Source organism: Streptomyces sp. NPDC050548, from assembly GCF_044457385.1.
Classification (GTDB): Bacteria; Actinomycetota; Actinomycetes; order Streptomycetales; family Streptomycetaceae; genus Streptomyces.
Map to the genome: position 1 here is coordinate 283,796 of NZ_JBITGV010000012.1, position 26,753 is coordinate 310,548.

General features: G+C 69.8%; 25 protein-coding genes and 7 tRNA genes. 20 read left to right on the plus strand and 12 right to left on the minus strand.

Features of this window, described 5'->3' with window-relative positions; translation table 11 throughout:
* The first annotated feature begins 205 nt into the window (after positions 1-205).
* Positions 206-1,150: a phosphotransferase family protein gene (locus ACIBJH_RS30835; protein ID WP_399120141.1), complete on the plus strand. Its 945-nt coding sequence runs from the start codon at positions 206-208 to the stop codon at positions 1,148-1,150.
* A gap of 80 nt (positions 1,151-1,230) precedes the next feature.
* The gene (locus tag ACIBJH_RS30840; RefSeq protein ID WP_399120142.1) at positions 1,231-1,530 is read left to right on the plus strand and encodes a zf-TFIIB domain-containing protein; all 300 of its coding nucleotides are present in this window, start codon (positions 1,231-1,233) and stop codon (positions 1,528-1,530) included.
* 53 nt (positions 1,531-1,583) lie between these two features.
* Here ACIBJH_RS30840 and ACIBJH_RS30845 read toward each other — a convergent pair.
* The 5 genes from ACIBJH_RS30845 to ACIBJH_RS30865 form a co-directional block, all read right to left on the minus strand.
* A tRNA-Val gene (locus ACIBJH_RS30845) sits at positions 1,584-1,655 on the minus strand.
* 34 nt (positions 1,656-1,689) lie between these two features.
* Positions 1,690-1,761: transfer RNA gene (locus ACIBJH_RS30850), tRNA-Val, on the minus strand.
* Between the two features lie 34 nt (positions 1,762-1,795).
* Positions 1,796-1,867, minus strand: a tRNA-Val gene (locus tag ACIBJH_RS30855).
* Position 1,868: 1 nt separating this feature from the next.
* Positions 1,869-1,942, minus strand: a tRNA-Cys gene (locus tag ACIBJH_RS30860).
* A 40-nt stretch (positions 1,943-1,982) separates the two neighbouring features.
* Positions 1,983-2,055 (minus strand) — tRNA-Gly (locus ACIBJH_RS30865).
* A gap of 179 nt (positions 2,056-2,234) precedes the next feature.
* Here ACIBJH_RS30865 and ACIBJH_RS30870 point away from each other — a divergent pair.
* The 3 genes from ACIBJH_RS30870 to ACIBJH_RS30880 are packed head-to-tail and all read left to right on the plus strand — an operon-like array spanning position 2,235 to position 4,974.
* Positions 2,235-3,278, plus strand: a complete 1,044-nt coding sequence (locus tag ACIBJH_RS30870) for a chorismate-binding protein (RefSeq protein ID WP_399120143.1) — start codon at positions 2,235-2,237, stop codon at positions 3,276-3,278.
* Positions 3,275-4,096, plus strand: a complete 822-nt coding sequence (locus ACIBJH_RS30875; RefSeq protein WP_399120144.1) for an aminotransferase class IV — start codon at positions 3,275-3,277, stop codon at positions 4,094-4,096. The genes ACIBJH_RS30870 and ACIBJH_RS30875 overlap by 4 nt, the downstream gene beginning before the upstream one ends.
* 53 nt (positions 4,097-4,149) lie before the next feature.
* Positions 4,150-4,974 carry a GNAT family N-acetyltransferase gene (locus ACIBJH_RS30880; protein ID WP_399120146.1) on the plus strand — a complete coding sequence of 275 codons (825 nt, stop codon included), beginning with the start codon at positions 4,150-4,152 and terminating at the stop codon, positions 4,972-4,974.
* Between the two features lie 27 nt (positions 4,975-5,001).
* Here the strand turns inward: ACIBJH_RS30880 and ACIBJH_RS30885 are convergent, their stop codons facing one another.
* Positions 5,002-5,517: a DsbA family protein gene (locus ACIBJH_RS30885; protein WP_399120147.1), complete on the minus strand. Its 516-nt coding sequence runs from the start codon at positions 5,515-5,517 to the stop codon at positions 5,002-5,004.
* A gap of 260 nt (positions 5,518-5,777) precedes the next feature.
* Between ACIBJH_RS30885 and ACIBJH_RS30890 the strand changes: the two genes are divergently transcribed.
* Complete coding sequence (locus ACIBJH_RS30890; protein ID WP_399120148.1) at positions 5,778-6,221, plus strand: hypothetical protein; 444 nt, start codon at positions 5,778-5,780, stop codon at positions 6,219-6,221.
* A gap of 164 nt (positions 6,222-6,385) precedes the next feature.
* A complete protein-coding gene (locus ACIBJH_RS30895) occupies positions 6,386-6,538 on the plus strand; it encodes a hypothetical protein (RefSeq protein ID WP_019059824.1) in 153 nt (50 codons plus the stop codon).
* Positions 6,539-6,820: 282 nt separating this feature from the next.
* On the opposite strand, the gene ACIBJH_RS30900 is transcribed toward ACIBJH_RS30895, so the two are convergent.
* Both ACIBJH_RS30900 and ACIBJH_RS30905 read right to left on the minus strand, forming a co-directional pair.
* Entirely contained in the window at positions 6,821-7,381 is a 561-nt protein-coding gene (locus ACIBJH_RS30900; protein WP_399120149.1) for a CGNR zinc finger domain-containing protein, read from the minus strand.
* 283 nt (positions 7,382-7,664) lie between these two features.
* Complete coding sequence (locus ACIBJH_RS30905) at positions 7,665-8,078, minus strand: SsgA family sporulation/cell division regulator (RefSeq protein ID WP_004002642.1); 414 nt, start codon at positions 8,076-8,078, stop codon at positions 7,665-7,667.
* A 191-nt stretch (positions 8,079-8,269) separates the two neighbouring features.
* On the opposite strand from ACIBJH_RS30905, the gene ACIBJH_RS30910 reads away from it, so the two are divergent.
* The 7 genes from ACIBJH_RS30910 to ACIBJH_RS30940 all read left to right on the plus strand — a co-directional run bounded on the left by ACIBJH_RS30910 (position 8,270) and on the right by ACIBJH_RS30940 (position 15,795).
* Positions 8,270-8,746 carry a TIGR02611 family protein gene (locus tag ACIBJH_RS30910; protein ID WP_399120150.1) on the plus strand — a complete coding sequence of 159 codons (477 nt, stop codon included), beginning with the start codon at positions 8,270-8,272 and terminating at the stop codon, positions 8,744-8,746.
* Between the two features lie 78 nt (positions 8,747-8,824).
* Positions 8,825-8,896 (plus strand) — tRNA-Val (locus ACIBJH_RS30915).
* Between the two features lie 345 nt (positions 8,897-9,241).
* Positions 9,242-10,528 carry an ABC transporter substrate-binding protein gene (locus ACIBJH_RS30920; protein WP_399120152.1) on the plus strand — a complete coding sequence of 429 codons (1,287 nt, stop codon included), beginning with the start codon at positions 9,242-9,244 and terminating at the stop codon, positions 10,526-10,528.
* Positions 10,528-11,496, plus strand: coding sequence for a carbohydrate ABC transporter permease (locus ACIBJH_RS30925; RefSeq protein ID WP_399120153.1), 969 nt, complete (start codon positions 10,528-10,530; stop codon positions 11,494-11,496). The genes ACIBJH_RS30920 and ACIBJH_RS30925 overlap by 1 nt, the downstream gene beginning before the upstream one ends.
* On the plus strand, positions 11,493-12,365 hold the full coding sequence (locus tag ACIBJH_RS30930) for a carbohydrate ABC transporter permease (protein ID WP_399120154.1): 873 nt from the start codon (positions 11,493-11,495) through the stop codon (positions 12,363-12,365). The genes ACIBJH_RS30925 and ACIBJH_RS30930 overlap by 4 nt, the downstream gene beginning before the upstream one ends.
* Positions 12,366-12,369: 4 nt before the next feature.
* Positions 12,370-12,960: a hypothetical protein gene (locus ACIBJH_RS30935; RefSeq protein WP_399120155.1), complete on the plus strand. Its 591-nt coding sequence runs from the start codon at positions 12,370-12,372 to the stop codon at positions 12,958-12,960.
* A gap of 99 nt (positions 12,961-13,059) precedes the next feature.
* Positions 13,060-15,795, plus strand: coding sequence for a Tat pathway signal sequence domain protein (locus ACIBJH_RS30940; protein ID WP_399120156.1), 2,736 nt, complete (start codon positions 13,060-13,062; stop codon positions 15,793-15,795).
* A gap of 7 nt (positions 15,796-15,802) precedes the next feature.
* Here the strand turns inward: ACIBJH_RS30940 and ACIBJH_RS30945 are convergent, their stop codons facing one another.
* Entirely contained in the window at positions 15,803-18,241 is a 2,439-nt protein-coding gene (locus ACIBJH_RS30945; protein WP_399120157.1) for an SCO7613 C-terminal domain-containing membrane protein, read from the minus strand.
* Between the two features lie 65 nt (positions 18,242-18,306).
* Between ACIBJH_RS30945 and ACIBJH_RS30950 the strand changes: the two genes are divergently transcribed.
* Both ACIBJH_RS30950 and ACIBJH_RS30955 read left to right on the plus strand, forming a co-directional pair.
* Entirely contained in the window at positions 18,307-18,753 is a 447-nt protein-coding gene (locus ACIBJH_RS30950) for an SRPBCC family protein (protein ID WP_399120158.1), read from the plus strand.
* Positions 18,754-18,792: 39 nt separating this feature from the next.
* Positions 18,793-18,864: transfer RNA gene (locus ACIBJH_RS30955), tRNA-Val, on the plus strand.
* 102 nt (positions 18,865-18,966) lie between these two features.
* Here the strand turns inward: ACIBJH_RS30955 and ACIBJH_RS30960 are convergent.
* The gene (locus tag ACIBJH_RS30960) at positions 18,967-19,692 is read right to left on the minus strand and encodes a 3'-5' exonuclease (protein ID WP_399120159.1); all 726 of its coding nucleotides are present in this window, start codon (positions 19,690-19,692) and stop codon (positions 18,967-18,969) included.
* A gap of 169 nt (positions 19,693-19,861) precedes the next feature.
* On the opposite strand from ACIBJH_RS30960, the gene ACIBJH_RS30965 reads away from it, so the two are divergent.
* The 3 genes from ACIBJH_RS30965 to thrS all read left to right on the plus strand — a co-directional run bounded on the left by ACIBJH_RS30965 (position 19,862) and on the right by thrS (position 23,739).
* The gene (locus ACIBJH_RS30965; RefSeq protein ID WP_093624554.1) at positions 19,862-20,428 is read left to right on the plus strand and encodes a DUF4365 domain-containing protein; all 567 of its coding nucleotides are present in this window, start codon (positions 19,862-19,864) and stop codon (positions 20,426-20,428) included.
* Positions 20,425-21,648, plus strand: coding sequence for a hypothetical protein (locus tag ACIBJH_RS30970; protein ID WP_399120161.1), 1,224 nt, complete (start codon positions 20,425-20,427; stop codon positions 21,646-21,648). Before ACIBJH_RS30965 ends, ACIBJH_RS30970 begins: the two co-directional genes overlap by 4 nt.
* 114 nt (positions 21,649-21,762) lie before the next feature.
* Complete coding sequence (thrS, locus tag ACIBJH_RS30975; protein ID WP_399120163.1) at positions 21,763-23,739, plus strand: threonine--tRNA ligase; 1,977 nt, start codon at positions 21,763-21,765, stop codon at positions 23,737-23,739.
* Positions 23,740-23,771: 32 nt separating this feature from the next.
* On the opposite strand, the gene ACIBJH_RS30980 is transcribed toward thrS, so the two are convergent.
* Positions 23,772-24,428 carry an ion channel gene (locus ACIBJH_RS30980; protein WP_399120164.1) on the minus strand — a complete coding sequence of 219 codons (657 nt, stop codon included), beginning with the start codon at positions 24,426-24,428 and terminating at the stop codon, positions 23,772-23,774.
* A gap of 67 nt (positions 24,429-24,495) precedes the next feature.
* On the opposite strand from ACIBJH_RS30980, the gene ACIBJH_RS30985 reads away from it, so the two are divergent.
* Entirely contained in the window at positions 24,496-25,056 is a 561-nt protein-coding gene (locus ACIBJH_RS30985) for an HIT family protein (protein ID WP_399120165.1), read from the plus strand.
* Positions 25,057-25,075: 19 nt separating this feature from the next.
* Here the strand turns inward: ACIBJH_RS30985 and ACIBJH_RS30990 are convergent, their stop codons facing one another.
* On the minus strand, positions 25,076-26,740 hold the full coding sequence (locus ACIBJH_RS30990) for a hypothetical protein (RefSeq protein ID WP_399120166.1): 1,665 nt from the start codon (positions 26,738-26,740) through the stop codon (positions 25,076-25,078).
* Positions 26,741-26,753: the final 13 nt, after the last annotated feature.

Sequence of the window (26,753 nt, forward strand, 5' to 3'; positions counted from 1 at the left end):
GACGGGGGTGCGGCGGACGGCAAATGAAGCCGGCGCAGCTGGGGAGCTGCGCCGGCTTTGCTTTGCCCTCGCATTGCAACGCCCTTGGCTGGAGCGCGCCCCATAGGGGCGCGGGGAACTGCGCGCCCAGCCCCCACCGACCGGCAGCCAGGCCACACACCCAGCCGTACGCTGCCGTCGAAAGCCGTACGACTCAAGGGGCCCCGTGACCACCCACCAGCTGCTACCCGAGCTGACCGCCCGAGCCATGACCGCAGCGCACACCCAAACCCCCGCCTGCCCCTGCACTCCCGGCGGAGCCACCCTCACGGACCGCCCCGACGGCACAGTCGTCCGCCACGCGGCCACCGTCGCCAAGGCCCACGCCCCGCACACGAACCCCACCGACCTCACCACCCGCCTCAAAACGGCCGCTCACCTCCCCGGCATCCTCCTGCCCCCACTGGACCCCGCCCCCGTCCCCCTGCACGACCGCCAGGTCACGTTCTGGCCCTACGGCACCCCCGTGGACCCGGAGGACCCGGACGCGGCCCCCTGGGAGGCCGCGGCGACCCTCCTCGCCCGCCTCCACCGGACCCCCGCCCCGACCCCCCTCCCACCCATGCGCGGCCCCCTCAAGGCGGTCCGCGCGATCACCCGCCTCCGCGAGGCCGTCGGCGGCCACCCCGCCGTCGCGCCCGTCCTGAACGCCTGGACCCTGCTCCCGGCGTGGGCCCGCGCGGAGGCCCCCCAGCCCGACACGACCACCCTCTGCCACGGCGACCTCCACCTCGGCCAGCTCGTCCGCCACCCGGCCCCCGACGGCCCCTGGCTGCTGATCGACGTCGACGACCTGGGCGTGGGAGTCCCCGGATGGGACCTGGCACGGCCCGCCGCCTGGTACGCCTGCGGCCTGCTCCCGCCCGACGAGTGGACCCGCTTCCTGGCCGCGTACCGCGCGGCGGGCGGCCCGGCCGTCCCCGTGGACGGCGACCCCTGGCCCGCCCTGGACGTCCCGGCCCGTGCCCTCACCGTGCAGACAGCCGCCCTCGCCATCGTCAAGGCGGTCGCGGCGGGCCGCCCACTGGACGAGGTGGAGGAGGCGGTCGTGGACGCCTGTGACCGAATGGGTTCCGTCCCGCCCGAGTTGACGCCCGGATTCGCGAAGTAGGGTGCAACCGACCGGGGTCGGACGGAGTCTGTCCTGGGGAAACACGAAGACGTACCAACGGCCGAGGAGTTGAGCCGAGCATGCAGTGTCCGAAGTGCCATGCGCCGATGCACACGTACAACCGCAACGGTGTCCAGATCGAACAGTGCAGCAACTGCCGGGGGATCTTCCTCGACTACGGCGAGCTGGAGGCGCTGACCCGCGTGGAGTCGCAGTGGCAGCAGCCCGCCCCGCCGCCCCCGGGCCCGCAGGCCTACCCCGCCCCGTCCGCGCCCGCCTGGGGCGCCCCGCACGGCGGCGGTCACGGCGGTGGCCACTACGGCGGTCACGGCAGCCACCACCGCCACAAGAGCTTCGGTCACATGCTGTTCTCCAGCTGACCGGCACACGGAAGAACCCCCGGCCGTACAAGACGGCCGGGGGCTCCGGAGTGTGGACGATACTGGGATTGAACCAGTGACCTCTTCCGTGTCAGGGAAGCGCTCTCCCGCTGAGCTAATCGTCCTCGGGACCACGATCCGGGGATCATGGGCGGTGCGTGCGCGATACTGGGATTGAACCAGTGACCTCTTCCGTGTCAGGGAAGCGCTCTCCCGCTGAGCTAATCGCGCGGGGATCCTTGCGGACCAAGTCCTTGCGGACCAGTGGACGATACTGGGATTGAACCAGTGACCTCTTCCGTGTCAGGGAAGCGCTCTCCCGCTGAGCTAATCGTCCTTGGAGGTGGAGACGGGATTTGAACCCGTGTAGACGGCTTTGCAGGCCGTTGCCTCGCCTCTCGGCCACTCCACCAGGAGCGTAGGGGTTCGGGAAGATCCCCCACTTTCCTGCGAGCGGACGACCAGGTTCGAACTGGCGACCTCAACCTTGGCAAGGTTGCGCTCTACCAACTGAGCTACGTCCGCTTGTCGTTTCCGCTCGGCTTGCGCGTCGCGGCGACGAGTTGAACTCTAGCGGATTCCCCGGCCAGCACAAAAACGCGTTTGTGCAGCGTGCTGGCCTGCGACTACGGGAACGCATGGTCCCGGCACCCGCGGTGACATGGCCGGGCAACGTGTGAGACACCCGCCATAGACTCGACGACGTGCTCGACCTCGTTCCTCTCGCCCGTTTCGGCGGCCGTGTCGCCACCGGCCTTCTCGATGTCACCAGCGATCCCGCGGCCCTGGACTCCACCGGCTTCTGGGCGGTCGCGGCAGACTTCGAGGGCCGTCTGACCTGCGCGCGCTTCCGCGACGTACGACCCGAACCGGTCCCGGCACCCGCTCCCGGCGCCTGGCACGGCCCCGCGACCGACGCCTGGACCAGCTCCCTCGACCGCGCCGCCTACACCGCCGGCGTCCGCCGGATCCGGGAACACATCGCGGCCGGCGAGGTCTACCAGGCCAACCTGTGCCGCGTCCTGTCCGCGCCGATCGCCTCCGACGCCGATGTGGACGCCCTCACCGCGCTGCTCGCACGCGGCAACCCGGCGCCGTACGCAGGAACGATCCGGCTGCCCGGTCACGGAGTGGAGATATCCACCGCGTCACCCGAACTCTTCCTGCGCCGCACCGGGCGGGTCGTCGAGTCCGGACCGATCAAGGGCACCGGGCGGACGGAGGCGGACCTGCTGCAGAAGGACTACGCCGAGAACGTGATGATCGTCGACCTGGTCCGCAACGACCTCGGGCGCGTCTGTGCCACGGGGACCGTGACCGTGCCGGACCTGTGTGTCGTCGAGAAGCACCCCGGTCTCGTGCATCTCGTGTCGACGGTCCGGGGCGAGCTGCCCGCGGACGCAGGCTGGCCGGAGCTGCTGGCCGCCGTCTTCCCGCCCGGGAGTGTCACCGGCGCCCCCAAGTCCAGTGCCCTGCGCATCATCGACGCGCTGGAGACCGCGCCCCGAGGCCCCTACTGCGGGGGCATCGGCTGGGTCGACGCCGACCGGGGCACCGGCGAACTGGCCGTCGGCATCCGCACCTTCTGGATCGACCGCGCCGACGGCATGCTTCGCTTCGGCACCGGCGCCGGCATCACCTGGGGGTCGGACCCCGAGGGGGAGTGGCGGGAGACCGAGCTGAAGGCGTCACGGCTGCTCGCGGTAGCGTCGGGCGCGTACGAGGTGAGCGGAGGGGCTCTTTCATGAAGATCTGGCTCGACGGCGGGCTGCAGGACATCGAGTCCGCCCGTGTCTCCGTCTTCGACCACGGGCTGACCGTGGGCGACGGCATTTTCGAGACGGTGAAGGCGACGGACGGGAAGACGTTCGCGCTGACCCGCCATCTCGACCGGCTGACCCGCTCCGCGCGCGGCCTCGGCCTCCCCGACCCGGACCTCGACGAGGTCCGCCGCGGCTGCGCGGCCGTCCTCGCGGCCAACCCGATGCCGTTCGGCAGGCTCCGCATCACCTTCACCGGCGGCCACGGCCCCCTCGGCTCCGACCGTGGCGAGCACGGCCCGACCCTGGTGATCGCCCTCGGCGAGGCGAAGCGCCGCCCCGACTCCACGGCCGTGATCACCGTCCCGTGGACCCGCAACGAGCGCGGCGCCCTCGTCGGCCTCAAGACCACGTCCTACGCCGAGAACGTCGTAGCCCTCGCCCGCGCCCACCAACACGGCGCGTCCGAGGCCCTGTTGGCCAACACGGTCGGCCAACTCTGCGAAGGCACAGGGTCGAACGTCTTCGTCGTCCTGGACGGCGAGATCCACACCCCGCCGGTCACCTCCGGCTGCCTCGCCGGCATCACCCGCGCCCTGACCGTCGAATGGACCGGCGCCAAGGAGACCGACCTGCCGCTGGACGTCCTGGAGCGCGCCGACGAGGTCTTCCTGACCTCCTCGCTGCGGGACGTACAGGCCGTCCACCTGCTCGACGACCGCCAACTCCCGGGCGTGGCAGGGCCGGTGACCGCCAAGGCCATGCGCGTCTTCGACGAGCGGTCGGCCGACGACCTTGATCCGTAAACGCCCGATTTAATGGGCTGACCTGGTGCTCCGGGTCGGGTAGAACACAACTGATGACCACGACCCTGCGGCCGACCGAGCCGCTTCAGCGCGAGGCCGACGGGACGCGTTCACGCCGTTACCAGGTGTGTGTGAACAGCCGTCCCGTCGGCGCCGTACACCTCGGCACGAGTCCGCTCTTCGGCGACTCGGTGGCCCGGATCCTGGACCTGCGCATCGAGGAGCCGGACCGCCGGCGCGGCCGGGGCACGGTGGCCGCGCTCGCCGCCGAGGAAGTGGTGCGGGGGTGGGGCTGCGACCGGATCGAGGCATCCGTGCCTGCCGAAGCGGAGGCGGCGCTCAAGGTGGCGACCGCCCTCGGGTACGTCGTCCGCAACCGCCACATGGAGAAGCCGCTCGGCGACACCGCGCCCGAACTGCCCGCGGGGAGCCGGGGGCGGCCCATGACCTCGGCGGAGTACGGCCCCTGGAAGGAACTCGACACCGAGTCCTTCGTACGGAGCTGGACCGAGCGCGGGGTGCCCGAGGCCGAGGCCCGGACCAGGGCTCTGGAGAGCAACGCCCAACTGCTTCCCGACGGACTCGCCACCGCGGACATGCTCATCAGCGTCCTGGAGCACGAGGGCACGGTGGTGGGCACGCTCTGGACGGGCCTGCGTGACGGCAAGGCCTTCGTCTACAAGGTCGAGTCCGACGCCCGTTACCGGGGCAAGGGCCACGGCCGCTCCCTGATGCTCCTGGCCGAGGCCCAGGGCATCGCGTCCGGTCTGCCGACCATCCGGCTGAACGTCTTCGTGGGCAACACCCCGGCCGAGCGGCTCTACGAGTCACTCGGCTACGAGACGGTCACCTACCACCTGTACAAGAGCCTGCTCTGAGGCGTGCGTCGAGACCCGCTCCGGGGCTCACTCGCCCTCGGCGAGCAGCCGGTCGGCGATCTCCTCGATACGGGCGCGCAGCCCCTCCTGGCTCTTGCCGCCGTCGAGGCGTTCGCCGTCGATGACATACGTCGGGGTGCCGGTCACGCCGATGGCCTTGCCCTCGGCCTGGTCGGCGTCGACGATCAGGATGTGCCGGCCGTCGATCAGGGCGGTGTCGAACTCCTCGGCGTCCAGACCGAGTTCACCGGCCACCTCGACCAGGAAGGGTTCTCCCCTACGGTCCAGCTCCTCGACCCGACCGAGCACGGCCTCGACGTAGTCCCAGCCCCGCCCCTGCTCCACGGCCTCCTCGGCGGCCTGCGCGGCGGCGAAGGAGTGCTTGTGCTTGTCCACGGGGAAGTGCCGCAGCCGCAGTTCCAGCCGGTCGCCGTAGCGGGCCCGCAGGGCGCGCAGATCGTCCAGCGCGGTGCGGCAGTCCGGGCACTGGAGCTCGCACCAGACGTCGAGGACGGGGGTGCGCGCGGGGGAGAGGTCACTCATGGGACCAGTCTCCCAGCCCCGGATCCGCCGTCCCAACCGGGATCACGGGGACCACGGGGCGCGGGCGTACGACGACGACCGGCACCTGGGGAGGATGCGACCCGGAGATGTCCCTGATGTCCTACCGGGGCATGGCATCCCGGGTACCGGACGGTGCAGGATGGAAGGGACGAAGTGCGACCTGCCGGACCGACGTGTCCGAGCGGACCGCCCGACCTCGTCCGACCGAGACTGCCCGACGGAACTGCCTGGAGGACCGGATGATTGCCGAGACCGTCTGTTCCGCCGTCTCCGCGGCAGGCCTGGGCATCGCGGCGGTCACCGCGTACCGCAAGCGTTTTCTCTCCGCCGCGCGTATCGCCGCCTATTCGCTGGTGCCCGTCGGCCTGGTGATGACCGGGGTCGTCGGCTGGGCCGCCGACACCGCGTTCAGTCCCGTGGCCTGGGCGGGCTTCGTCGTACTCGGCGGGGCCTGGCTGCTCTTCTCGGGCGCCCGCGCCGTGGAGCGCCGCCGCGGCGGCACCCGCAAGGAACGCAGGGCGGCCCGCGCCGCGGACCGGTCGGACGCGGTGGCGCCCACGGCCTCCGCGCCCTCACTCGGCCCTGCCGTACGCCCGGCGACCCGGCCGGCCGCCACGCCCCGCGCCAAGAGCGGGGACGACTTCAGCGACATCGAGGCCATCCTGAAGAAGCACGGCATATGACGGCCGCACAGCGACTGAAACGACACAGAGCGAGCCGGGTCCGCCGGTAAGTGTTCAGGACGCGACGCGACCCGAAACGGACATCACGGAATTCGGCGAACTCCCTCTCCTATCGGGCGTGTTGATCGCGTGAGGGGTCCTCGCTGCGTCATCATCGCGGCGAGATGCTGGACACGACACAGAGCGACGCCGCGCCGCCGAAGGACGAGCCGCGCGGCTGCCTTTTCGCCCTTTCCCAGCCACCGCTGATGATCTTCCTTGCGGTGATCGGGTGTCTGCTGCTCATGGCCTCGCTGCACGACCTGCTGATGCTGTGAGCCGTACTCGTGGTCCCCGACGTCACCCGCCGGGGGCCACGACCTCATTTAGGCCGTTTCCGCAAAGTCCCTCCCCCAGAGGGGGTACCCCCTACCCCGCGACGCCCGGCACGCACTCTCGCCGCACCGGGCGCAAGCCCAAGTATGTCCAGTACGAGGGCTTCCGCCCGGCACTCCCCCAGCCTTCGGCCGGGGGGACCCCCAGAGCACGCACCGGACGCCGCGGGGCCCGCCCTCCGGGCGGACGACGGGACTTTGCGGACACGACCTAGACGTCGGCCCTCAGCCCGCCGCTTCCTTGCGCCGGGCCCGGTACGCGGCGACATGCAGCCGGTTTCCGCAGGTCCGGCTGTCGCAGTATCTGCGCGAGCGGTTCCGGGAGAGGTCGACGAAGGCGCGCCTGCAGTCGGGGGCCTCGCAGCGGCGCAGCCGCTCCTGCTCGCCGGCCACCACGAAGAACGCGAGCGCCATCCCGCAGTCGGCGGCGAGATGGTCGGCGACCGAGGCGCCGGGCGCGAAATAGTGCACGTGCCAGTTGTAGCCGTCGTGGTCCGTGAGGCGGGGTGTGGTGCCTGCGGCGGCGATCAGGTCGTTGATCAGTCCCGCTGCGGTCCGGGGGTCCGGCGCCCCGAAGACCGCGGTGAACCGGCCGCGGATCTTGCGCACGGCGGAGAGGTCGAATTCCGAGAGCTCGCCGACATCGCTCATCTCGTGGTTTCGTACGAAATCCGTGAGCAGCGCGACGTCCGACAGTCCGTCCGGCGCCGCGGCGTCCTCCGGTGCGGTGTTCACCAGATCCACCACGGTGTCGAGGGCGCACCGGGTGTCGTGGGTGATCAGCACGTTTAGCTCCCTGGCCTGGGGGTCGGGCGGGCGCCCGCCGATGCTGGCCGATGGTAGTGGCTTCCCGGAGGGCGGCCCCTGCCCCTATGAACGCGTTCGTGTCCCGCACGGTTCCCCGGACTACGGAGAGTCGCCGGGAGCGGGCTCCGCACCGCACACACCGGCGCCGCCCCCGCGACGAATCGCGGCGACGGCGCCGGTGTGTGCCATATGCGGTTGTCCAGGCCCGAGCCGTCTCCCCGAGTTCGGACGGCGCCGGGTGATTCTGGGTCGGGGCCTTGCGCTAGCTCTCCGCCAGGATGTGCGACAGCTCCTGATCCAGGTCGAAGTGCCGGTGCTCCGTGCCGGGTGGCACGGCGGCGTCCGTCCGCTTCAGGAAGGACTCCAGGGCCCGTGCGGGAGCCTCCAGCAGGGCTTCGCCCTCGGGAGAGCTCAGTGCGATGCAGACGACGCCCTGACCGTGACTACGGGATGGCCAGACACGGACGTCGCCGGTACCGGTGGGCCGGTGGAGGCCCTCCGCGAGAAGGTCGCGGGCGAACACCCACTCGACGGTCTCCTCGGCTCCGGTGTGGAAGGTGGCGTGCACGGCGTAGGGGTCGGCCGTGTCGTACCTCAGGCCTGCGGGAACAGGCAGGGATGACTCGCTCGACACAACGAGGCGCAGGTGCAGCTCGCAGCTGACCGTGGTGTTCATAAGCGCCAGGGCCTTTCGCTCAGTGTGCGCTCGGGGATTCGCACGTCGGCGAAATCGACATGCCACCTACGGTGCCGTTGTAAACCCCTCTGAGTGTTTTGCGTGCCTTTACGTAACTCTTCCGGCCGAGGGCTCGATCGCTCGGTGCGGCCATTCCGGTGACCGGTTTCCCTCGGGTAGGGTTTGTCCGTATGAATACGGGGAGTGACGGGCCGGGTGAGGTTGTCGTGGCGTCGGACGGAGTGGCCGACGAGGCGCCGGACGGGACGGAAGCGGACGAGGCGCGGGACGAGCGGGGGCTCGGTTCCAAGGCGCCGGAATTCGTCAAGGCGCGCCGCGCGCTGCATCTGAGCTGGCAGGTCGGTGTTTTCGTCATCGGCCTCGCGGTCGTGGCCGCCGGCATCGTCATGCTGCCGCTGCCGGGACCCGGCTGGGTGGTGATCTTCGGCGGTATGGCGATCTGGGCGACCGAGTTCGTCTGGGCGCAGTTGGTGCTCCGCTGGACGAAACGCAAGGTCACCGAGGCGGCACAGCGCGCGCTCGACCCCGCGGTGCGCCGTCGCAACATCGTCCTGACCTCGATCGGCCTGGTGATCGTGATCGCCCTTGTGGGCGTCTACGTCTGGAAGTTCGGTGTCGTGATGCCTTGGAAGATCAAGGACCAGTGATCCGCCGGCGGCGCCCGGGTGCCTTGCCGTGCTGGTCGGAGGCACCCGCTGACATGGGGTAATGTTCTCCGTGCGTCCGGGCGATTAGCTCAGTGGGAGAGCGCTTCGTTCACACCGAAGAGGTCACTGGTTCGAACCCAGTATCGCCCACCCGGCCCGACGGCCCGCCTGTGATCACGCAGGCGGGCCGTCGTCGTTCGTCCGTCGGTGACGAGAGGTCAACTGCCCGCTGCCCGGGCCTTTTTCGGCCGGTCGTCGACGAGTGCGGCAGGCCGCTTCCTGTTCGGCCGGCCGATCGCGGCCGCCTCACCTGCGATGTCCGCCCAGCCGCTCCCGTGATGCGCCCGGCGGCGCCGCCGTAGCGCTCAGCCGGGCCACAAGAAATTCCTGTCCGAATCATTGACGCACCCCGAGGGCCTCCGTAACTTGTGCCAGCAAGCGCTTACTTGAAACGATTCATGCAGGTGGCAACGACGCTACGGGGAGGGACCCGTCATGGGAACCGGCACGAATGTGGAGAGGCGTACGGTCCTGAAGGTCGCCGGAGTCTCGGCGGTCACGCTGGGGCTGGCCGCGACGGCCTGCGGTGGCAACGGCGGCACGTCCGCGGACGGGACGGTGACGATCCGTTACTCGTGGTGGGGTGCCGAGGAACGGGCGAAAAAGATCAATCAGTCCATCGCGCTCTTCGAGAAGAAGTATCCGAAGATCAAGGTGAAGACGGACTTTCAGACGTATCAATCGTTCTGGGAGAAGTTCCAGACGCAGGCCGCGGGCGGAAATCCGCCGGACGTATTCCAGAACGCCGTCGGATTTCTTCGGAAGTACGACAAGAGAGGCATTCTGCTCGACCTCAACTCACAGGTAAAAGCAGGCAATCTGAGCCTGGATCACTTCCGTGCCGACGTCACCAAGGTCGGTGAGGTCGACGGAAAACAGCTCGGCGTTCCGGTCGGCTCCAACACCATGGCGCTGGTCATCGACAAAAAAGTGTTCGAGAAGGCGGGCGTCGACCCGGCCACGGGCTGGACCTGGGACGACTACTTCAAGGCCCTCAAGACGATCCACGACAAGACGAAAGTCCCGGGCGACACGGGCTACTTCGCCATCATGTACCTGTACGACCTCTACCTCCGCCAGAACGGCAAGGCCTTCTTCACCAAGGACGGACTCGGTTTCGACAAGTCAGATCTGACGGAGTGGTGGACGGACGGGTACGGCCGCGTGAAGGCCGGAATCGTCACCGACCCGAAGATCGTCGCCCAGGACCAGCCCAAGTCGTCGCTCTCCGCCGGGCACGGAGCCTCGGAGTTCACCTGGGACAACTTCACCGTCCGCTACTCGGCGGAGGGCAGCAGCACCTACGGCCTCGCCCCGATCCCCACCATGGACGGCAAGCACACCGGCCAGTACCTCGCCTCGCTGATGCTCAGCGCCTCGGCTCACACCTCGCACCCCAAGGAAGCCGCGCAGTTCATCGACTTCATGGTCCACGACCCGGCGGTCGGCCAGATCATGGGCTACGACCGCGGCATCCTGGCCAGCACCGAGCAGTACGCGGCGTTCAAGCCCACCGACACGGTGAGCAAGGAGATCGCGCAGTACGAGGACACCACCGCCAAGTCCGGCGTCCTCGGCACGATCACCCCGCACCCCTCCGGCGCCGACACCGTCGAGGCCGCCTTCCTGCGCATCGGCGGTGACCTCGGCCAGGGCAAGACCAAGGTCACGGACGCGGTGAAACAGTTCTTCACCGAGTCCGAGGCCGCCTTCCAAGCCTGATGGGAACCGCCGTGACGCTCGTCAAGGACTCCGTGCCCACCACCCGGAAGGCACGCTCCGCCGCCCCCGTCACCAAGGGGCGGCGGGGCCGCCGGGAGAACCTCGCCGGCTATCTCTTCATGTCCCCCTGGATCGCGGGCTTCCTGCTGCTGACCGCGGGCCCCATGGCCGCCTCGCTCTACTTCGCGTTCACCGACTACAACCTCTTCAACAGCCCGAAGTGGGTCGGCTTCGACAACTTCACCGCGATGTTCGACGACCCGCGGTGGCGGAAGTCGGTGGAGGTGACGGCGAAGTACGTCGTCATCGGCACCCCGCTGAAGCTGCTGCTCGCGCTCGGTGTCGCCCTGCTGCTGGCCCAGAGCCGCCGCGGCCAGGCCTTCTACCGGGCCGCCTTCTACGCCCCCTCGCTGATCGGCGCGAGCGTCTCGATCGGCTTCGTCTGGCGGTCGCTCTTCTCCGACGGCGCCGTGGTGGACCGTACGCAGTCCTTCCTCGGCTTCCATGTCGGCGGCTGGGTCGGCAACGCCGACTGGGTCCTCTACTGCCTGGTCGCGCTGACCGTCTGGCAGTTCGGGGCGCCCATGGTCATCTTCCTGGCCGGGCTCAAACAGGTGCCCCGGGAGCTGTACGAGGCCGCCGAGATGGACGGCGCCGGACCGTTCCGCCGTTTCTGGAGCATCACGCTGCCGATGATCTCCCCGGTGCTGTTCTTCAACGTGCTGCTGGAGACCATCCACTCGTTCCAGATCTTCGGTTCGGCGTACGTCGTCTCCAACACCTACTGCGGTCCGGCCGACGCCACCCTCGTCTACACCTGTTACCTCTACCAAAAGGGCTTCAAGGACGCCCAGATGGGCTTCGCCGCCGCGATGGCCTGGATGCTGCTGCTCGCCGTGGCCCTGGTGACGGCCGTCCTCTTCTGGTCGCAGAAGAAGTGGGTGCACTACGAGGAGGACGCCCGATGAGCGCCACCACGACGAAGCCCCCGGCACTCGGCCGCAAGCACACCGGGTCCCTGGTCTGGCACCTCGGCGCGCTGCTGATCCTCGCGGTGATCCTTTATCCGGTGCTCTGGGTCATCGGCGCCTCGTTCAAGCCGAGCAAGGACATCATCAACAGCCTCCAGCTGTTCCCGGGCCACCCCATCCTGTCCAACTTCAAGGGCCTCGCCGACGGCATAGCCGACATCAAGATCTGGACCTTCTTCCAGAACTCCCTTTTCTACGCGCTCGGTTCGGTCGTCGGCATCCTCGTCTCCTGCTCCCTCACGGCCTACGCCTTCGCCCGCATCAGGTTCGCCGGCCGCAACCTGCTCTTCTCCCTCATGATCGGCACACTCCTGCTGCCGTACCACGTGCTGCTGATCCCGCAGTACGTGATGTTCCAGAAGCTCCAACTGGTCAACACCTACGTCCCGTTGCTCATCGGCAAATACCTGGCGACCGAGGCCTTCTTCGTCTTCCTGATGGTGCAGTTCATGCGGAACCTGCCGAAGGAACTGGACGAGGCCGCCCGCCTCGACGGCTGCGGACACCTCCGCATCTACTGGTCGATCGTGCTGCCGCTGTGCCGGCCCGCGCTCATCACCAGCGCGATCTTCACCTTCATCAACGCCTGGAACGACTTCATGGGCCCGCTGATCTACCTCAACGAGCCCGGCAAATACACCGTTTCCCTGGGCCTGATGATGTTCCGCGACTCGGACGGAGTGGCGGCCAACTACGGCGGCATGATCGCCATGTCGCTCGTCGCGCTGCTGCCGGTACTGCTGTTCTTCCTCGCCTTCCAGCGCTACCTGATCGACGGTATGGCGACCTCCGGACTGAAGGGCTGAGACGGTGGCCGGAGCACGTGTGAAAGCGCGCGGGGAGTCGGTCTTCGCCGAGCGGTTCGGGGTGTTCGCCGAGTGTCTGCTCACCGGGGTGTGGATCGCCGTCGCGTCGGCGGGAGTTGTCACCTACCCGGCCGCGTTCGCCGCCGGGGCACGGCACTTGAGGCGTCGTACCGGTCATGTGGGCGGCGGCCGGCGGGAGTTCGTCGCGGACTTCCGGGTGGCCGTGCGCGGCGGGTGGGTCGTCGGCCTCGCCGGGTGGGGTGCGGGGGCCGCCGTGTGGGTGGACGTCCAGGCCGTGCGGGCCGGGCTGCCCGGTGGGCCGCTCGTCGGTGCCGTCGGGGTGTTCGCGCTGCTCGGGCTCGTCGTCGCCGGGATGCGCGCGGCGGCGGTCTGGGCGCCGGGGGACACCTGGCGGGCTCTGCTCGCCGAGGCCGGCCGCCGTACGGTCCTCGACCCCGCCGGTTCCTTCCTGCTCGTCGGCGGGCTGGTCCTCGTCGGCTGTTCGGCTCTGCTCATCGCACCGCTGGCGGTCCCCGTGCTGGGGGCGGTCGCCGCGGCGGCCGTCGCGGTGGAGCAGCGGTACCGCAACCGCTGACGGGCGGTTCCACGGCAGTGGGCCACTGCCGTGTCTCTATCTGTCATGCCCCTGACCAGACGGGCGTGAAAAACGCTACCCGCACGGAAAGGACAGGCCATGTCTCCCATCCCCCGCAGGTCCCTCCTCAAGGCCGCCGCTGCCGCCGGAGCCGCGGCGCAGTTCAGCTGGGTGCTAGGGGCGACGGATGCCCAAGCCGCACCGAGAACCGCAGCGGCCGACGACGATCCGGTGACCCTCGACTGGCTGGAGGACGGCGGTCTCGGCGCAGCGCCCGGTTCGACGGTCGGCGTGCCGTGGCCGATGGGCACCTATCAGGAGGACCAGACCTTCGCGCTGACGGACGCCGGTGGCGCGGCCGTGCCGGTCCAGTCCTGGCCGATCGCCTACTGGCCGGACGGGTCGCTCAAGTGGACGGCGCACGCGGTGAGTTCGGGCTCCGGCAAGCTCACGCTCACCGCCGGGGACACGGCAGCCCCCGACAAGAAGGTCACCGTGGACAAGAGCGGCGGCACCATCGACGTGTCGACCGGGGTCATCACCGCGAAGATCGGAAAGAACGGCTCCACCCTCATCAAGTCGGTCACCCGGGGCGGTACCGAGATCGCGAAGAACGGCCGTCTCGTCCTCATCCGTCAGCCCGAGATCGAGGACGAGGACCAGGGCGCGGTGAAGACCGAGCGCTTCGACGGCGTGATCGGCGAGGTCACCGTCGAACAGGACGGCCCGGTAAGGGCGGTGGTCCGCATCGACGGCAAACACCGCAAGGGCGGCCGGAGTTGGCTGCCGTTCTCGATCCGCCTCTACTTCTACGCGGGCGCCGACTCCTTCCGCATGGTGCACACGATCACCTTCGACGGCACGGTGGAACCGGGAAAGGCGAGCGGCGACTTCATCCGTGGGTTGGGCGTCCGCTTCACCGTGCCGATGCGGGACGCGGCCTACGACCGCCACATTCGCATCGGCGGCGAAGGAACAGGCTTGCTGCGGGAGGCAGTTCAGGGCGTCACGGGCCTGCGCCGCGACCCGGGCGCGACCGTCCAGGCCGCCCAGTACGCGGGTCAGAAACTCGCCGATCCCTCCACCTGGGACCAGCGGGTCACGACCCGCCTCCAGTACATCCCCAAGTGGGGCGACTACACCCTCTCCCAGCTCTCCGCCGACGGCTTCACCCTGCGCAAGCGCACCACGAAGGGCTACGGCTGGATCCCCGCCGGCGGTGGCGGGCACGCGTCCGGTTTCGGGTACGTCGGCGGGGCGAGCGGCGGATTCTCCTTCGGACTGCGGGACTTCTGGGAGAAGTTCCCCGCCCAGCTCGACATCCGCGACGCCCACACCGACGAGGCCGAGGTCACCCTCTGGCTCTGGTCGCCCGAGGCCCAGCCGATGGACCTGCGCTTCTACCACGACGGCATGGGCCAGGACACCTACGCCAAGCAGCTCGAAGGCCTCGAAATCACCTACGAGGACTACGAACCCGAGTTCGGCACCCCGTACGGCATCGCCCGCACCTCCGAACTCCTCTTCTGGGCCAACGAGTCGACGCCGACACCGGAGACCCTCGCCCAACAGGTCGAAGCCGTACGAGTGTTGCCCCAACTCGCCGCCCCGCCCACACAGTTGATCAAGTCCAAGGTCTTCGGCCCCGGCCTCTACTCCGAGCCCGACCGCTCCACCGCCGCCAAGGCGAAGATCGAGGACCACCTCGACTTCCTCTTCACCTACTACAAGGACCAGGTGGCACAACGCCGTTGGTACGGCTTCTGGGACTACGGCGACTTCATGCACTCCTACGACACCGTGCGCCACCAGTGGCGCTACGACGTCGGCGGCTACGCCTGGGACAACTCCGAGCTGTCGCCGGACATCTGGCTCTGGTTCGCGTACCTCCGCTCGGGCCGCTCGGACATCTTCCGCTTCGCCGAGGCGCTCACCCGGCACACCGGCGAGGTCGACGTCTACCACCTCGGACAGTGGGCCGGCCTGGGCACGCGGCACGGCATCCAGCACTACGCCGACAGCGCCAAGCAGCAGCGCATCGCCAACACGACCTACCGGCGCTACTACTACTTCCTCACCGCGGACGAACGCGTCGGCGACCTCATGGCCGCCAACGTCGACTCCGACGAGACCTTCCTCGTCCTCGACCCGATCCGCAAGATCCGCACCGCTCCGTACACCCCTGACAGGCACGCCCTGTCGATCGGATTCGGCACGGACTGGAGCGGGTTGGTGTCGGCGTGGCTGACCGAGTGGGAGCGCAAGGGCCCCAAGTGGGAGAAGGCGAAAGCACGGGTCCTGTCCACGATGGAGACAATCGCCGCCCAGCCCAACGGATTTGTGCAGGGGAGTGAGCTGTACGACCTCGACACGGGCAAGTTCGCCGTAGCCTCCGCGCCCGTGGTCTCCGTCTCGCACCTCTCGGCGGTGTTCGGCCTCAACGAGCTCTGCGCCGAGCTGATTTACCTGGTCGACATGCCCAAGTTCAAGGAGGTGTACATGGATTACTGCCGCTACTTCAATGCCTCCAAGACGGAACAGGCGGCACGCTACGGCTCCAACTTCGGCACCCTGCTGCTCTTCCAGGGCCATTCACGCCTCGACGCCTACGCCGCCGTACAGCTCGGCGACGCGACGCTCGCCAAGCGGGCCTGGACGAAGTTCTACAGCTCGGACGGCTATATGGAGTCCTCGCCGTGGAAGACGGAGGCGCTGAACGGTCCGGTCACTCTCGTCCCGGGCAGCGAGGCCGCGTGGGTGTCCTCGAACGACACCGCGCTGTACGGCCTCGCCGCCATCGAGAACCTGGCGCTGCTCGGCGACAAGATGCCCTAGCTCAGGGCTAGTTCATCCTCCCCAGGACCTCCCGCACCCGCCGGGCGTCCCGGATCCGCTGCTCGTAGGTCGCGCCGAGGGCGAGCAGCAGGAGGCCGGCGAGGGCGGGAGGTGCCCAGCGGGGGAGGGCGCCGACGACCTGGGCGAGGTACGGGGCGAGTTCGTGCAGCGCGTCCAGCGCGAGGGTGCTGCCGCCGAGGACGAGGGGTGCCTGCAGGCGGTGCCGGGCGCCGAGCAGCGTGACGGCCAGCGCGGCCGTGCCCAGCAGCAGGGGGCGCGTCCAGTGCGGGTCGGTCCAGGCCGCGAGGAGGCTCGGCGCGAGCGTGACGGCGAGCCCGGGGCCGTAGGCCGTCCAGGACGTGGCGCTCGGGTCGCGGCGCCTGCGCAGCGCGCCGACCAGCAGCGCGGGGACGGCCACCGGCAGTGTGTACGCCTCGGGGTCGGTGACGTCCGACGCGGCCAGGCGTACCCAGGTGGCGAGGACGAAGAGGGCGGCGGCCGCATAGCCGAGGTTCCTGCGCTCGGGTCGTATCGCCGTGCCCGCCACGATCACTCCGCACAGGGCCAATACCAGGGCCAGCATGGGCAGTTCGGTTGTTGCGAGATCGATCGCGACCAGCGCCGCCGCGGCCCCCGTGATCTCGATCGCCTTCGTGGTGGTCGGGTCGGCGACGCGTGCCGCGAGCAGTGCGGCGGTCGCCGGTACGAGCAGCACCAGCAGTGCGATGTGCTGTGGCTGCCAGTCGGGGGAGGCGCCCACCGCGCAGGCGAGGGCCGTGGCGTAAGTGAGGGAGGCGGCGGCGGTCGCCGGTGCGAGGCGCCCGCGCCAGGCGGCTGCCGCGAACACGGCGGTCAGTGACGCGAGGACGGCGAGGGTGGCCGGCTCAGCGGCCAGGGCGAGGCAGGCGAGGGCGAGGGAGGTGACCAGGGCGAGCGTGGTGGCCATGCGGTGCCTGAGCACGAGCAGGGCCATGATCGTGCCACCGGGCACCAACAGGCCGACGTTGTACGGCAGTTGTAGCGCGGTCGGGAGGGTGAGTGCCGTTGCCCAGGTCAGGGTGAGGGCGGCGGCCAGCGCCTGGGGGCGCCACGCTGCGGCCTGGACCGTGAGGGCCAGCACCGCCGCAACCGCGAGCAGGATCAAGGGAGTTGTGGTCGCGTGCGTCGGCCAGAAGGTGTCCGTCGCCGCCGCTTCGCGGGCGTCGCCGGGCGCGCCGGACCACGCACGAGACAGCCACGCGGCCGGGCCGAGCAGCGTGACGCCGACGGCGGGCAGTGTCCACAGCACCGAACTCGCCTGCACGATGCCGGAGGCCCAGCCGAGGCCGTGGCGCACGGGCTCGGGGAGTCGGCCCCGTACCAGTGCCAACAGGGCGATTCCGCAGGCCAGATATCCGGGAACCGTCCAGTCGGCGGGCGTCGCCGCGCGCAGCATTCCGCCGAGCGCGGCGACCACGAACAGGCCGCCCGCCGCGGCTGTACTTGTCCTGAGGCCACGGCCCGAAGCGAGCCACGCCGCGCCGAACGCGCCCGCCGCCGCAAGGGCGAAGAGCGCCGCCGCACGGGCGGCGGCGCCCGGACCGGCCGCATCCAGGGAGATGAGGCCGGTCGCCAGCACGCCCCAGCCACCCATGCCGAACGCACCGCCGGCGGCGACGAAGCGAACGGCCTTCGGAGTGGCCCGGAGCGCGACAACCATGTCGATCACCGTGGTCAGCAGCACCGCCGCCGTGATCGTACGCAGGCCCCCGCCGGCCGCGATCGCCCAGAGGATCAAGGGGAGTTGGGCGATCGCGAGCGCGGCGGGGAGGGGGAGGAGAAGGGTCGGTGAGGCGGGTGCGGTGGTCGGGGTGGTGCGGGTGGTGGCCGGGCGGGGGAGAGCCGCCGTCCCGATGCCGTATGCCGTCCACACCAGCGCGAGCACCGCCGATGCGGCAGCCGCGAACCGGACGCCGTCCCCGCCCGCGAACGCGACCTCGTGCAGCGCGTAGGTGTCCAGCACCGTCAGGGCGAGACCGATGCCCGCGAACGACTCGGCCGTGGAACGCAGGCCCCGCCGCAGCAGGAGCACGGGCGCGCCGAGCGCCGCCAGGGTCACCGCACCGAGCACCAGCGCCCGGCCCGCGATCCCCATGCTGCCCCAGCTGACCAGCGTGAACGCCGTCGCGGCGAGGGTGAGCAGGAGGCCGCCGAGCAGGAGCAGCACGTTCTGCACGCCGGGTGCGGTGGCCTCGCGGCGGGGCTGCTTGGCCGGCAGTGGCGGCGACACGGGCGCGGACCAGACCGGCTGAAGCGCGGTCAGGAGCCAGGCCCGGCGGTGCAGCAACTGCGCACGGCGGGCGTCCAGTTGGCGCAGCTCGGCATCGAGGAGCTGCAACTCCACGGCGGGCGGCGGCGGAATGTGCGTCATGACTCGGAGTGTGGCGCCCGTCACGCCGTACGACATGAGTACGGGTACTCAAACGCCCCGGATTGCCGGGAGACGGGCCTTCGAGCGGGCAGACTCCCACCATGGACTGGACCCACTACCGCTTCCGCGCCCGGTGGGAGCTGCCCGCGCCGCCCGCCGTCGTCTACCCGGTCCTGGAGCGGGCCGAGGAGTATCCGCGCTGGTGGCCGCAGGTACGCGAGGTCAATCAGCTCGACGACACCACCGGCGTCATCCGCATTCGCGCGAGCCTGCCGTACGCCCTGACCTTCACCGCGCGCGAAGTGCTGCGCGATCCGGCCGCCGGGGTGCTGGAGATCGCGATGACCGGCGACCTGGAGGGCTGGGCGCGCTGGACGCTCACGGCCGACGGCTCCGGCACACTCGCCCGCTACGACCAGGAGGTCGACCTGAACCGGCCGCTGCTCAGGCGGTTCGCCGTACCCGGGCGGCCGGTGTTCCGCCTGAACCACGCGCTGATGATGCGGGCCGGACGGCGCGGGCTGCTCGCACACCTGGAAGCGGTTTGAAGGAAACCGGCGGGGGCCTGTATTGTTCAGTCCGTTCCCGGGCGATTAGCTCAGTGGGAGAGCGCTTCGTTCACACCGAAGAGGTCACTGGTTCGAACCCAGTATCGCCCACCGGGAAAAACCGGTCCGCATCAGCGGGCCGGTTTTTTTGTGTTCCGGGTATGCCCTTGTGTCTGTTGTGCGCTTGCCGGTGGTTGGCGCGCCCCCACACCGTCAGGCCGCTTCGGCCAGGCCCGGCCGGAGCGGCCAGTCCGTGCTCACCACCTCCGGTGTGCCGCTGCGCGTGAACCACGCCTGGAGTCCGCGTGCTTGGGCCGCGTGCCACGTCGACTGCAGGGTGTGCAGTTCGGCGGGGGTCAGGCGCTCCAGCCGGGTCGCGAAGCGGCGGCCCAGGGCCCGTACCACCTCCAGGGAGGCCAGCGCGTCCGCGCCCGCGTCGTGCGCGCCGTCCAGTGTGACGCCGTAGTGCGCGCACAGGTCGGTGAGGGTGCGGCGGCCCTTGCGGTAGCGGTCCAGGTGTTTGTCGAGGACCCGGGGGTCCAGCACCCGCAGCGTTGTCGTCCGGAACCAGTGGTCCAGCGAGGACGCGCGGTGGCGGCGCAGTTCGCGGTCCAGCAGGGTCAGGTCGAACGGTGCGTTCATGACCACCAACGGGCGTCCCATCGCGGCCTGTTCGGCCAGCTCGTCGGCTATCTCGTGCATCACCGGCGCGGGCCAGCGGCCGTTGCGCTGAAGATGCTCATCCGTCAGTCCATGGATCGCCGTCGCCCCGGCGGGCACCGGCACCCCCGGGTTCACCAGCCACCGGGAGACCCGGGGACGGGTACCGGGGGCGTCCTGGACGACGACGGCGGCCGACACTATGCGGTCGGTCTCGACATCCACGCCCGTTGTCTCCGTGTCGAACGCGGCCAACGGGCCCTCGTACCAGCACGTCATACGTACACAACTCCTCGTTCACCCACGGCAGCTGACGCGCCGTCTTCTGCCTGTTTGGTGATACCCGTGCTGTTTGCGCCGTACGCCGGAAGGACACAACAGGAGTGCGGGTCTTTGCAGTTCAGCGTCCCGGTACGGGGAAACACTTGGCGTGGAAGGCGAATTGGTCATGGTGATAGCGCAGCCCGAGCGGGGCGGGCTGCTGCCCGAACGGACGGCACCCCATCGCGGATCGCTCGCCACCACCGCCTGCATGGAAACCTTGCAGGTGGGCTATCTGCACGCCGTGGCCGCCGCGGCCGGCTGCTCGCTCTCGCAGCCCTTTCCGGACAACGGCATCGACTGGCACGTCAGTCACGGCTCGCCCGGACACACGGTGGACGACGAGGTCACCATCAAGGTGCAGCTCAAGTGCACCTACCAGATCCCGCCGAACCCACCAGGCCGCTCCTTCTCCTTCACGCTCGACAACGACCACCTGCGCAAGCTCGCCCGCACCCCGGTCTCGGTGCACAAGATCCTGGTCGTGATGCTCGTCCCGCGTTCCCAGGACGACTGGCTGCGCGCCAGCCACGACCGGCTCGACCTGCGCCACTGCTGCTACTGGGTCAACCTCGCCGGTCACGCGATCACCGGCCGGACCCGGACCACCGTGCGCATACCGACCGCGCGCATCTTCGACGACCGGGCGCTGTGCGAGATCATGACGCGGGTCGGGACGGGAGGCAGGCCATGAGGGACCGCCCGGTCGAGGAACACCTGAGGCAGGTACGGCCGCATCCCGTGGACACCACCTCCTGGGAGCGCCCGCCCGAGCCCGACCAGGTCGACCCCGCCGTCCTCGGCGCCCTGCTGCGCCGGCACGGCTGGCAGCGGCGCGGCGGCGCCCCTGGACGCTACGGCCGCTGGACCCCACCCGGGCCCGGCGGCTCGGGGACCAGCCTGCTGGTCCCCGAGAGCCGGGCCTTTCCCGACAGCGACGACCTCCTCGGCGAGGCGCTCATCGCGCTCGCCCGCAGCAACACCCCCTCCGCCCGCGAGGTCCTCGTCGGCCTCGCCGTACCGAGCGACGAGATCCGCTGGTGGCGGGACATCCCGACCGGCCCGGCGGGCGCCGCGCCCTGGACGGTCGAGGAGCAACTGCGCGCCGCAGCACGCCAGATGCTGCTCGCCGCCGCCCTCGCCACCCGCGCGCGTGCGGGCTACTACGGCGCCCGCCACCGCCGCCCCGCAGCCGCCTCCCTGGACCACGTCCTCGTCGGCTCCGCCCCCGGCGGCCGGCAGCTCACCGCGTTCGTCCCCGTCGACACCGGCCGCACCCTCGCCGTACGCCTGCACCAGGCCTTGTACGCCACCCGCGAGGCCATCGACTACCAGCGGGCCACCGGCGGCATGGACGCCTTCGACGGGGCTGTCGAGGCGGGCGTCAGCCGCGAGTTGACCGAGGCCGTCGTCGCGCTCGTGCGTGGCACCGAGGGCGCCCGGATCGCCGTCGAGTGGGCGCCCGCCGCCGGTGTCCCCGAGGGCTGCGCGGCCCCCGCCGAGGCCGTCGAGTTCTCGCCCGGCGACCTGCCCGTGCTGCGCGAGGCCGGGGCGCGCTATCTGCGCGAGGAACCCGCCATGCCCGTGCGCATCACCGGCTCGGTGGTGCGGATGCGCAGGTCCGGGCCGCGCGGCGAGGGCACCGTACGGATGCAGGTGATCGCGGGCGCCGAGGTCGGGCACGTCCGGATGACGCTGGACGAGGAGTCGTACCGGATCGCCGGTCACGCCCATCTCGTCGGGCTCCCGGTCCGGGTGCACGGGCGGCTGGAGAGCCGGGGCGGCTTCCGCAGGCTGACCGGCGCCTCCGGGGTCGTACCGGTGCAGGTGGACGAGGCGGAGCGGGACCGGCTGCTGAAGTCCCTCCAGGAGAACCTCGACTTCTTCGAGGAGGCGTGCAGCGGCGAGGACTGAGGGAGGGGGGAGTGCGGCAACCGTTTCGCGGTGGGGCCCGTAGGGTCGGTACGATCCCCCAATGCGCGCGCTCACGGTATGGCGCCGCATCCACCCCGCAGTCAGGAGAGACCGGTGTCAGACGTCCGCGTGATCATCCAACGCGATTCCGAGCGGGAAGAGCGCACGGTGACGACGGGCACGACGGCCGCCGAGCTCTTCGCCGGCGAGCGCTCGATCATCGCCGCGCGCGTGGCCGGAGAGCTCAAGGACCTGGCCTACGTCGTCTCCGAGGGGGACGAGGTCGAAGGCGTCGAGATCTCCTCCGCCGACGGCCTGAACATCCTGCGCCACTCCACCGCGCACGTCATGGCCCAGGCCGTGCAGGAGCTGTTCCCCGAGGCCAAGCTCGGCATCGGCCCGCCGGTCAAGGACGGCTTCTACTACGACTTCGACGTCGAGCGGCCGTTCACGCCCGAGGATCTCAAGGCCATCGAGAAGAAGATGCAGGAGATCCAGAAGCGGGGGCAGCGCTTCTCGCGGCGCGTGGTGACCGACGAGGACGCCCGTGCGGAGCTGGCGAACGAGCCGTACAAGCTCGAACTCATCGGCATCAAGGGCTCCGCGTCCACGGACGACGGCGCGGACGTCGAGGTCGGCGGCGGCGAGCTGACGATCTACGACAACCTCGACGCCAAGACCGGCGACCTGTGCTGGAAGGACCTCTGCCGGGGCCCGCACCTGCCGACCACCCGGAACATCCCGGCGTTCAAGCTGATGCGCAACGCCGCCGCGTACTGGCGCGGCAGCGAGAAGAACCCCATGCTCCAGCGCATCTACGGCACCGCGTGGCCCTCCAAGGAGGAGCTGAAGGCGCACCTCGACTTCCTGGTCGAGGCCGAGAAGCGCGACCACCGCAAGCTGGGCAGCGAGCTGGACCTCTTCTCCATCCCGGAGCAGATCGGCTCCGGCCTCGCCGTCTTCCACCCCAAGGGCGGTGTCGTCCGTCGGGTCATGGAGGACTACTCGCGGCGCCGCCACGAGGAGGAGGGCTACGAGTTCGTCTACACCCCGCACGCGACGAAGGGGAAGCTCTTCGAGACGTCCGGGCACCTGGACTGGTACGCCGACGGCATGTACCCGCCCATGCAGCTCGACGAGGGCGTGGACTACTACCTCAAGCCCATGAACTGCCCGATGCACAACCTGATCTTCGACGCGCGCGGCCGTTCCTACCGTGAACTGCCGCTGCGGCTCTTCGAGTTCGGGACCGTGTACCGGTACGAGAAGTCGGGCGTCGTGCACGGGCTCACCCGCGCGCGGGGCTTCACGCAGGACGACGCGCACATCTACTGCACGCGTGAGCAGATGGCGGACGAGCTGGACAAGACGCTCACGTTCGTCCTGAACCTGCTGCGGGACTACGGCCTGACGGACTTCTACCTGGAGCTGTCCACCAAGGACCCGGAGAAGTTCGTCGGCTCGGACGAGGTCTGGGAAGAGGCGACGGAGACGCTGCGGCAGGTCGCCGAGAAGCAGGGGCTGCCGCTCGTTCCCGACCCGGGTGGCGCCGCGTTCTACGGGCCGAAGATCTCCGTCCAGACGAAGGACGCGATCGGGCGGACCTGGCAGATGTCCACCGTCCAGCTCGACTTCAACCTGCCGGAGCGGTTCGACCTGGAGTACACCGGTCCCGACGGCTCCAAGCAGCGGCCGGTCATGATCCACCGTGCCCTCTTCGGTTCCATCGAGCGGTTCTTCGCTGTGCTCCTTGAGCACTACGCGGGTGCCTTCCCGGCGTGGCTGGCGCCTGTGCAGGCGGTCGGGATCCCGATCGGCGACGCGCACGTCGAGTACCTGGAGAAGTTCGCCGTCGCGGCCAAGAAGAAGGGGCTGCGCGTCGAGGTCGACTCCTCCTCGGACCGGATGCAGAAGAAGATCCGTAACGCGCAGAAGCAGAAGGTGCCGTTCATGGTCATCGTCGGGGACGAGGACATGAACGCCGGGACCGTGTCCTTCCGTTACCGCGACGGCTCGCAGGAGAACGGCATCGCGTTCGACGCGGCCATCGCCAAGATCGAGCAGATCGTGGCGGACCGGGTGCAGGTCTGAGTCCGTAGTTTTTTTGAGAGGCCCTCGGGAGTTCAGATCCCCGGGGGCCTCTCGTCGTCCTCCCTCGCGAAGACCTGGAGCAGCCAGGAGGCGAAGGTTCCGGTGACCGCGCCGAGGAGGGCCAGGCCGATGGCCATCATTCCTACGGCGATCAGGCGGCCGAGCGGGGTGATGGGCACCACGTCGCCGTAGCCGACGGTCGCGAAGGTGGCGCAGGTCCACCAGACGGCGTCGCCGAAGGTCTTGATCGTCGCGCCCGGTGCCGTGTACTCGACGTGGTACACGGACAGGGCACCCGCGAAGCCCAGCAGGGTGGTGGACAACCCGGCGTAGACCATCACGCGCGCGTGCAGCGCGAGCCGGGGCTCGCCGTGCCGTCGCTGTACGGCCTCGTACGCCTTGACGACCCGCAGCGGGCGCAGCAGGGGCAGGACCAGCACCAGGGTGTCCAGCCAGTGCGTGCGGACGAAGCGCAGCCGTTCGCCGCTCAGCCACCAGCGGACCGCGTAGTCCACGGCGAAGAGCGCCCACGCGGCGAAGAGCACGGCGAGGCAGAGGTCCTTCCAGTCGCCGGACAGGCCGTGGGCCAGGATGCGGACCGCGTACGCGGCGAGGAAGAGCATCGACGCCACGGCGAGCGGAACCTCCGTGCTGCGCTCCCAGCGGGCCTTGCGGGTGTCGTCGTCCATCGGAACAGCTTGGCGGTGGGTGTCCCTCCCGCAACCCCGGCGACACGCCGCGAACGAGCGAAGCCATATGCTGACTTGCATGACGAGTGAGCCGGAGCAGCAGATCGGAGTGGGGACGCCGGACGCGTTCCAGCGCCTGTGGACCCCGCACCGGATGGCCTACATCCAGGGCGAGAACAAGCCGACCGGCCCCGGGGCCGACGACGGTTGCCCCTTCTGCTCGATTCCGGCGAAATCGGACGAGGACGGGCTGATCGTCAGGCGCGGTGAGCTGGTGTACGGGGTGCTCAATCTGTACCCGTACAACGGCGGCCATCTGATGGTCGTGCCCTACCGGCACGTCGCCGACTACACCGACCTGACCGACGCGGAGACCGTGGAACTCGCGGCGCTCACCAAGGAGGCGATGACGGCCCTGCGTACCGCGTCCGGTGCCCACGGCTTCAACATCGGCATGAACCAGGGGAGTGTGGCGGGCGCGGGCATCGCCGCCCATCTGCACCAGCACATCGTCCCGCGCTGGGGCGGCGACACCAACTTCATGCCGGTGGTCGGCCACACGAAGGTGCTGCCCCAACTCCTCGCGGACACACGGAAGATGCTTGCGGACGCGTGGCCCACGGCGTGAGCCACGCGATCGGGTGCGGCTACGCGTCGTAGACGTCGGCCTTCTTCGGTGAGGCGTCCTGCACGCCTCCGCTGAGGGCCGACGAGCGGCTGCTGAACTTCTCCGTGTCCACGCCGTTCTCGTCGAGGACGCGGATCGCCGCGGCGTGCACCACGCGCAGGACCGGTGTCGCGGCGCGCAGCGCGTCGTCCGCCATGAAGCGGTGGCGCCAGGGCTGGTCGGCCCAGGCGTGCCGCAGGCCGAACGGCTCGGGCAGGGCTATCGAACCGCCGAGCCAGTTCAGCAGTGGCGGGTACCAGGTGATCGGGGCGCGGACCGCCAGGCGTACCACCTCGCGGGCGGGGACCAGCGGGAGCTTGACCTTGCGCGTCTCCCACGGCTTCAAGGTCTTCTGCACGTCCTTCGTCGGGGCCTCGGGCTTGCTCGTGAACAGCGAGTTCACGGGTCCCAGGGCATGTCCGGTGATCTCGACGCGCAGCGTTTTGTGCAGCACGGTCACCGTGATCATCATCGTGATGACCAACTGCCCTTCCCAGAGCGTCCACTGCACACCCAGGTAGTGCCGGTCGCCGGCGCCGAACTGTTGCTTGTTGCAGATGTCCTGGATGGCGTGCGACTTGACCTGGTATGCGTCGACGTCCGTGCCCTCGGGCCGGGACACCGCCTTCGCGCCCTCACCGATCGGTGTGACGACCCAGTGGCGTATGGACGGCTTCGGGAAGCCGCCGGTGTTGATCGTGTTCCGCTCCAGCATGCGCAGGTCGTCGTGGATGTTCCGGATGACGTCCCAGCTGCGGAAGGGGTGGATCTCCCGGTCGGCGTCCCGCGCGATCAGGTCCTCGGCCAGCTGCCAGCTGCCCCAGCGGGTGCCCATGCCGAGGATGCCCTTGGGCCCGGCGTAGAAGACCGAGTTGGACTGCTGCTCGGCGCTGAGCTTCGCTAGGGCCTGGCGCAGTTGCTCGGCCTGGGTCTCGCCGGGGCTGGTCGGCACCGCCTCGGGGACCTTGGCGCCGACGCTGCTGCCGGAGAGGAGGCTGTCCCACCGCCCGCGCAGATCCTTCGCGGTGTTCTCGCAGACCTGCTTGGCCCACAGCCAGCCGACCACGGGGAGGATGACGCACGCACGCGCGTACCAGGCCCAGAAGCCCGTGAACGGCATCTTGATCAGGAAGATCACGGCGAGGGCGCCCACCCCGACGAGCAGGGTCGTTGCGAGCGCGCCGGCCCTCTTGTTGTTCTTGGTGAGGCCGTCGATCATGCCGCGCAGTTGGAAGACCAGCAGCCAGATGACGAGCCCCGGCAGGAAGAGCACACCGCACAGCACCATGATCGCGGACAGCCTGTTGTCCCGGGCCCGGCGGATGTTGTTCGCCGCCAAGGCATGCTCCACGACGGCCTGCGGTTCCGTACCGAACGACTGAATGAGCGGCTTGCGGCCGGGGCCGAGCATGCGGGCCACCACGGCTCCGGAGAACGCCTCACCGAGGTTGGGACGAAAGAGCGTCGTCCAGATGCCGGGATTGACCGTCGTCTGGTGCCACTCGTTGTCGGCCTTCTTTATCTCCTCGACCGGGTTGTCCCGGTAGGCGGCCGAGGCCAGCGCGAAGGTCGCCGTCTGGCCCTCGTCGCCCGTACGCGGCACCTGTGGTCCGAAGATGTCCGCGTAACCGCTGTCAACGGTCATTCCCGCCCCCGAT

What these genes read in the sequence shown, in the direction of transcription:
- ACIBJH_RS30980 (WP_399120164.1), bottom strand. Translation starts at nt 24,428, where the DNA reads ATGGACGACGACACCCGCAAGGCCCGCTGGGAGCGCAGCACGGAGGTT.
- ACIBJH_RS30880 (WP_399120146.1), top strand. Translation starts at nt 4,150, where the DNA reads ATGACCACGACCCTGCGGCCGACCGAGCCGCTTCAGCGCGAGGCCGAC.
- ACIBJH_RS30960 (WP_399120159.1), bottom strand. Translation starts at nt 19,692, where the DNA reads ATGACGTGCTGGTACGAGGGCCCGTTGGCCGCGTTCGACACGGAGACA.
- ACIBJH_RS30970 (WP_399120161.1), top strand. Translation starts at nt 20,425, where the DNA reads ATGAGGGACCGCCCGGTCGAGGAACACCTGAGGCAGGTACGGCCGCAT.
- ACIBJH_RS30875 (WP_399120144.1), top strand. Translation starts at nt 3,275, where the DNA reads ATGAAGATCTGGCTCGACGGCGGGCTGCAGGACATCGAGTCCGCCCGT.
- ACIBJH_RS30990 (WP_399120166.1), bottom strand. Translation starts at nt 26,740, where the DNA reads ATGACCGTTGACAGCGGTTACGCGGACATCTTCGGACCACAGGTGCCG.
- ACIBJH_RS30965 (WP_093624554.1), top strand. Translation starts at nt 19,862, where the DNA reads ATGGTGATAGCGCAGCCCGAGCGGGGCGGGCTGCTGCCCGAACGGACG.
- ACIBJH_RS30895 (WP_019059824.1), top strand. Translation starts at nt 6,386, where the DNA reads ATGCTGGACACGACACAGAGCGACGCCGCGCCGCCGAAGGACGAGCCG.
- ACIBJH_RS30940 (WP_399120156.1), top strand. Translation starts at nt 13,060, where the DNA reads ATGTCTCCCATCCCCCGCAGGTCCCTCCTCAAGGCCGCCGCTGCCGCC.
- ACIBJH_RS30925 (WP_399120153.1), top strand. Translation starts at nt 10,528, where the DNA reads ATGGGAACCGCCGTGACGCTCGTCAAGGACTCCGTGCCCACCACCCGG.
- ACIBJH_RS30840 (WP_399120142.1), top strand. Translation starts at nt 1,231, where the DNA reads ATGCAGTGTCCGAAGTGCCATGCGCCGATGCACACGTACAACCGCAAC.
- ACIBJH_RS30905 (WP_004002642.1), bottom strand. Translation starts at nt 8,078, where the DNA reads ATGAACACCACGGTCAGCTGCGAGCTGCACCTGCGCCTCGTTGTGTCG.
- ACIBJH_RS30950 (WP_399120158.1), top strand. Translation starts at nt 18,307, where the DNA reads ATGGACTGGACCCACTACCGCTTCCGCGCCCGGTGGGAGCTGCCCGCG.
- ACIBJH_RS30945 (WP_399120157.1), bottom strand. Translation starts at nt 18,241, where the DNA reads ATGTCGTACGGCGTGACGGGCGCCACACTCCGAGTCATGACGCACATT.
- ACIBJH_RS30910 (WP_399120150.1), top strand. Translation starts at nt 8,270, where the DNA reads ATGAATACGGGGAGTGACGGGCCGGGTGAGGTTGTCGTGGCGTCGGAC.
- ACIBJH_RS30920 (WP_399120152.1), top strand. Translation starts at nt 9,242, where the DNA reads ATGGGAACCGGCACGAATGTGGAGAGGCGTACGGTCCTGAAGGTCGCC.
- ACIBJH_RS30985 (WP_399120165.1), top strand. Translation starts at nt 24,496, where the DNA reads ATGCTGACTTGCATGACGAGTGAGCCGGAGCAGCAGATCGGAGTGGGG.
- ACIBJH_RS30930 (WP_399120154.1), top strand. Translation starts at nt 11,493, where the DNA reads ATGAGCGCCACCACGACGAAGCCCCCGGCACTCGGCCGCAAGCACACC.
- ACIBJH_RS30885 (WP_399120147.1), bottom strand. Translation starts at nt 5,517, where the DNA reads ATGAGTGACCTCTCCCCCGCGCGCACCCCCGTCCTCGACGTCTGGTGC.
- ACIBJH_RS30890 (WP_399120148.1), top strand. Translation starts at nt 5,778, where the DNA reads ATGATTGCCGAGACCGTCTGTTCCGCCGTCTCCGCGGCAGGCCTGGGC.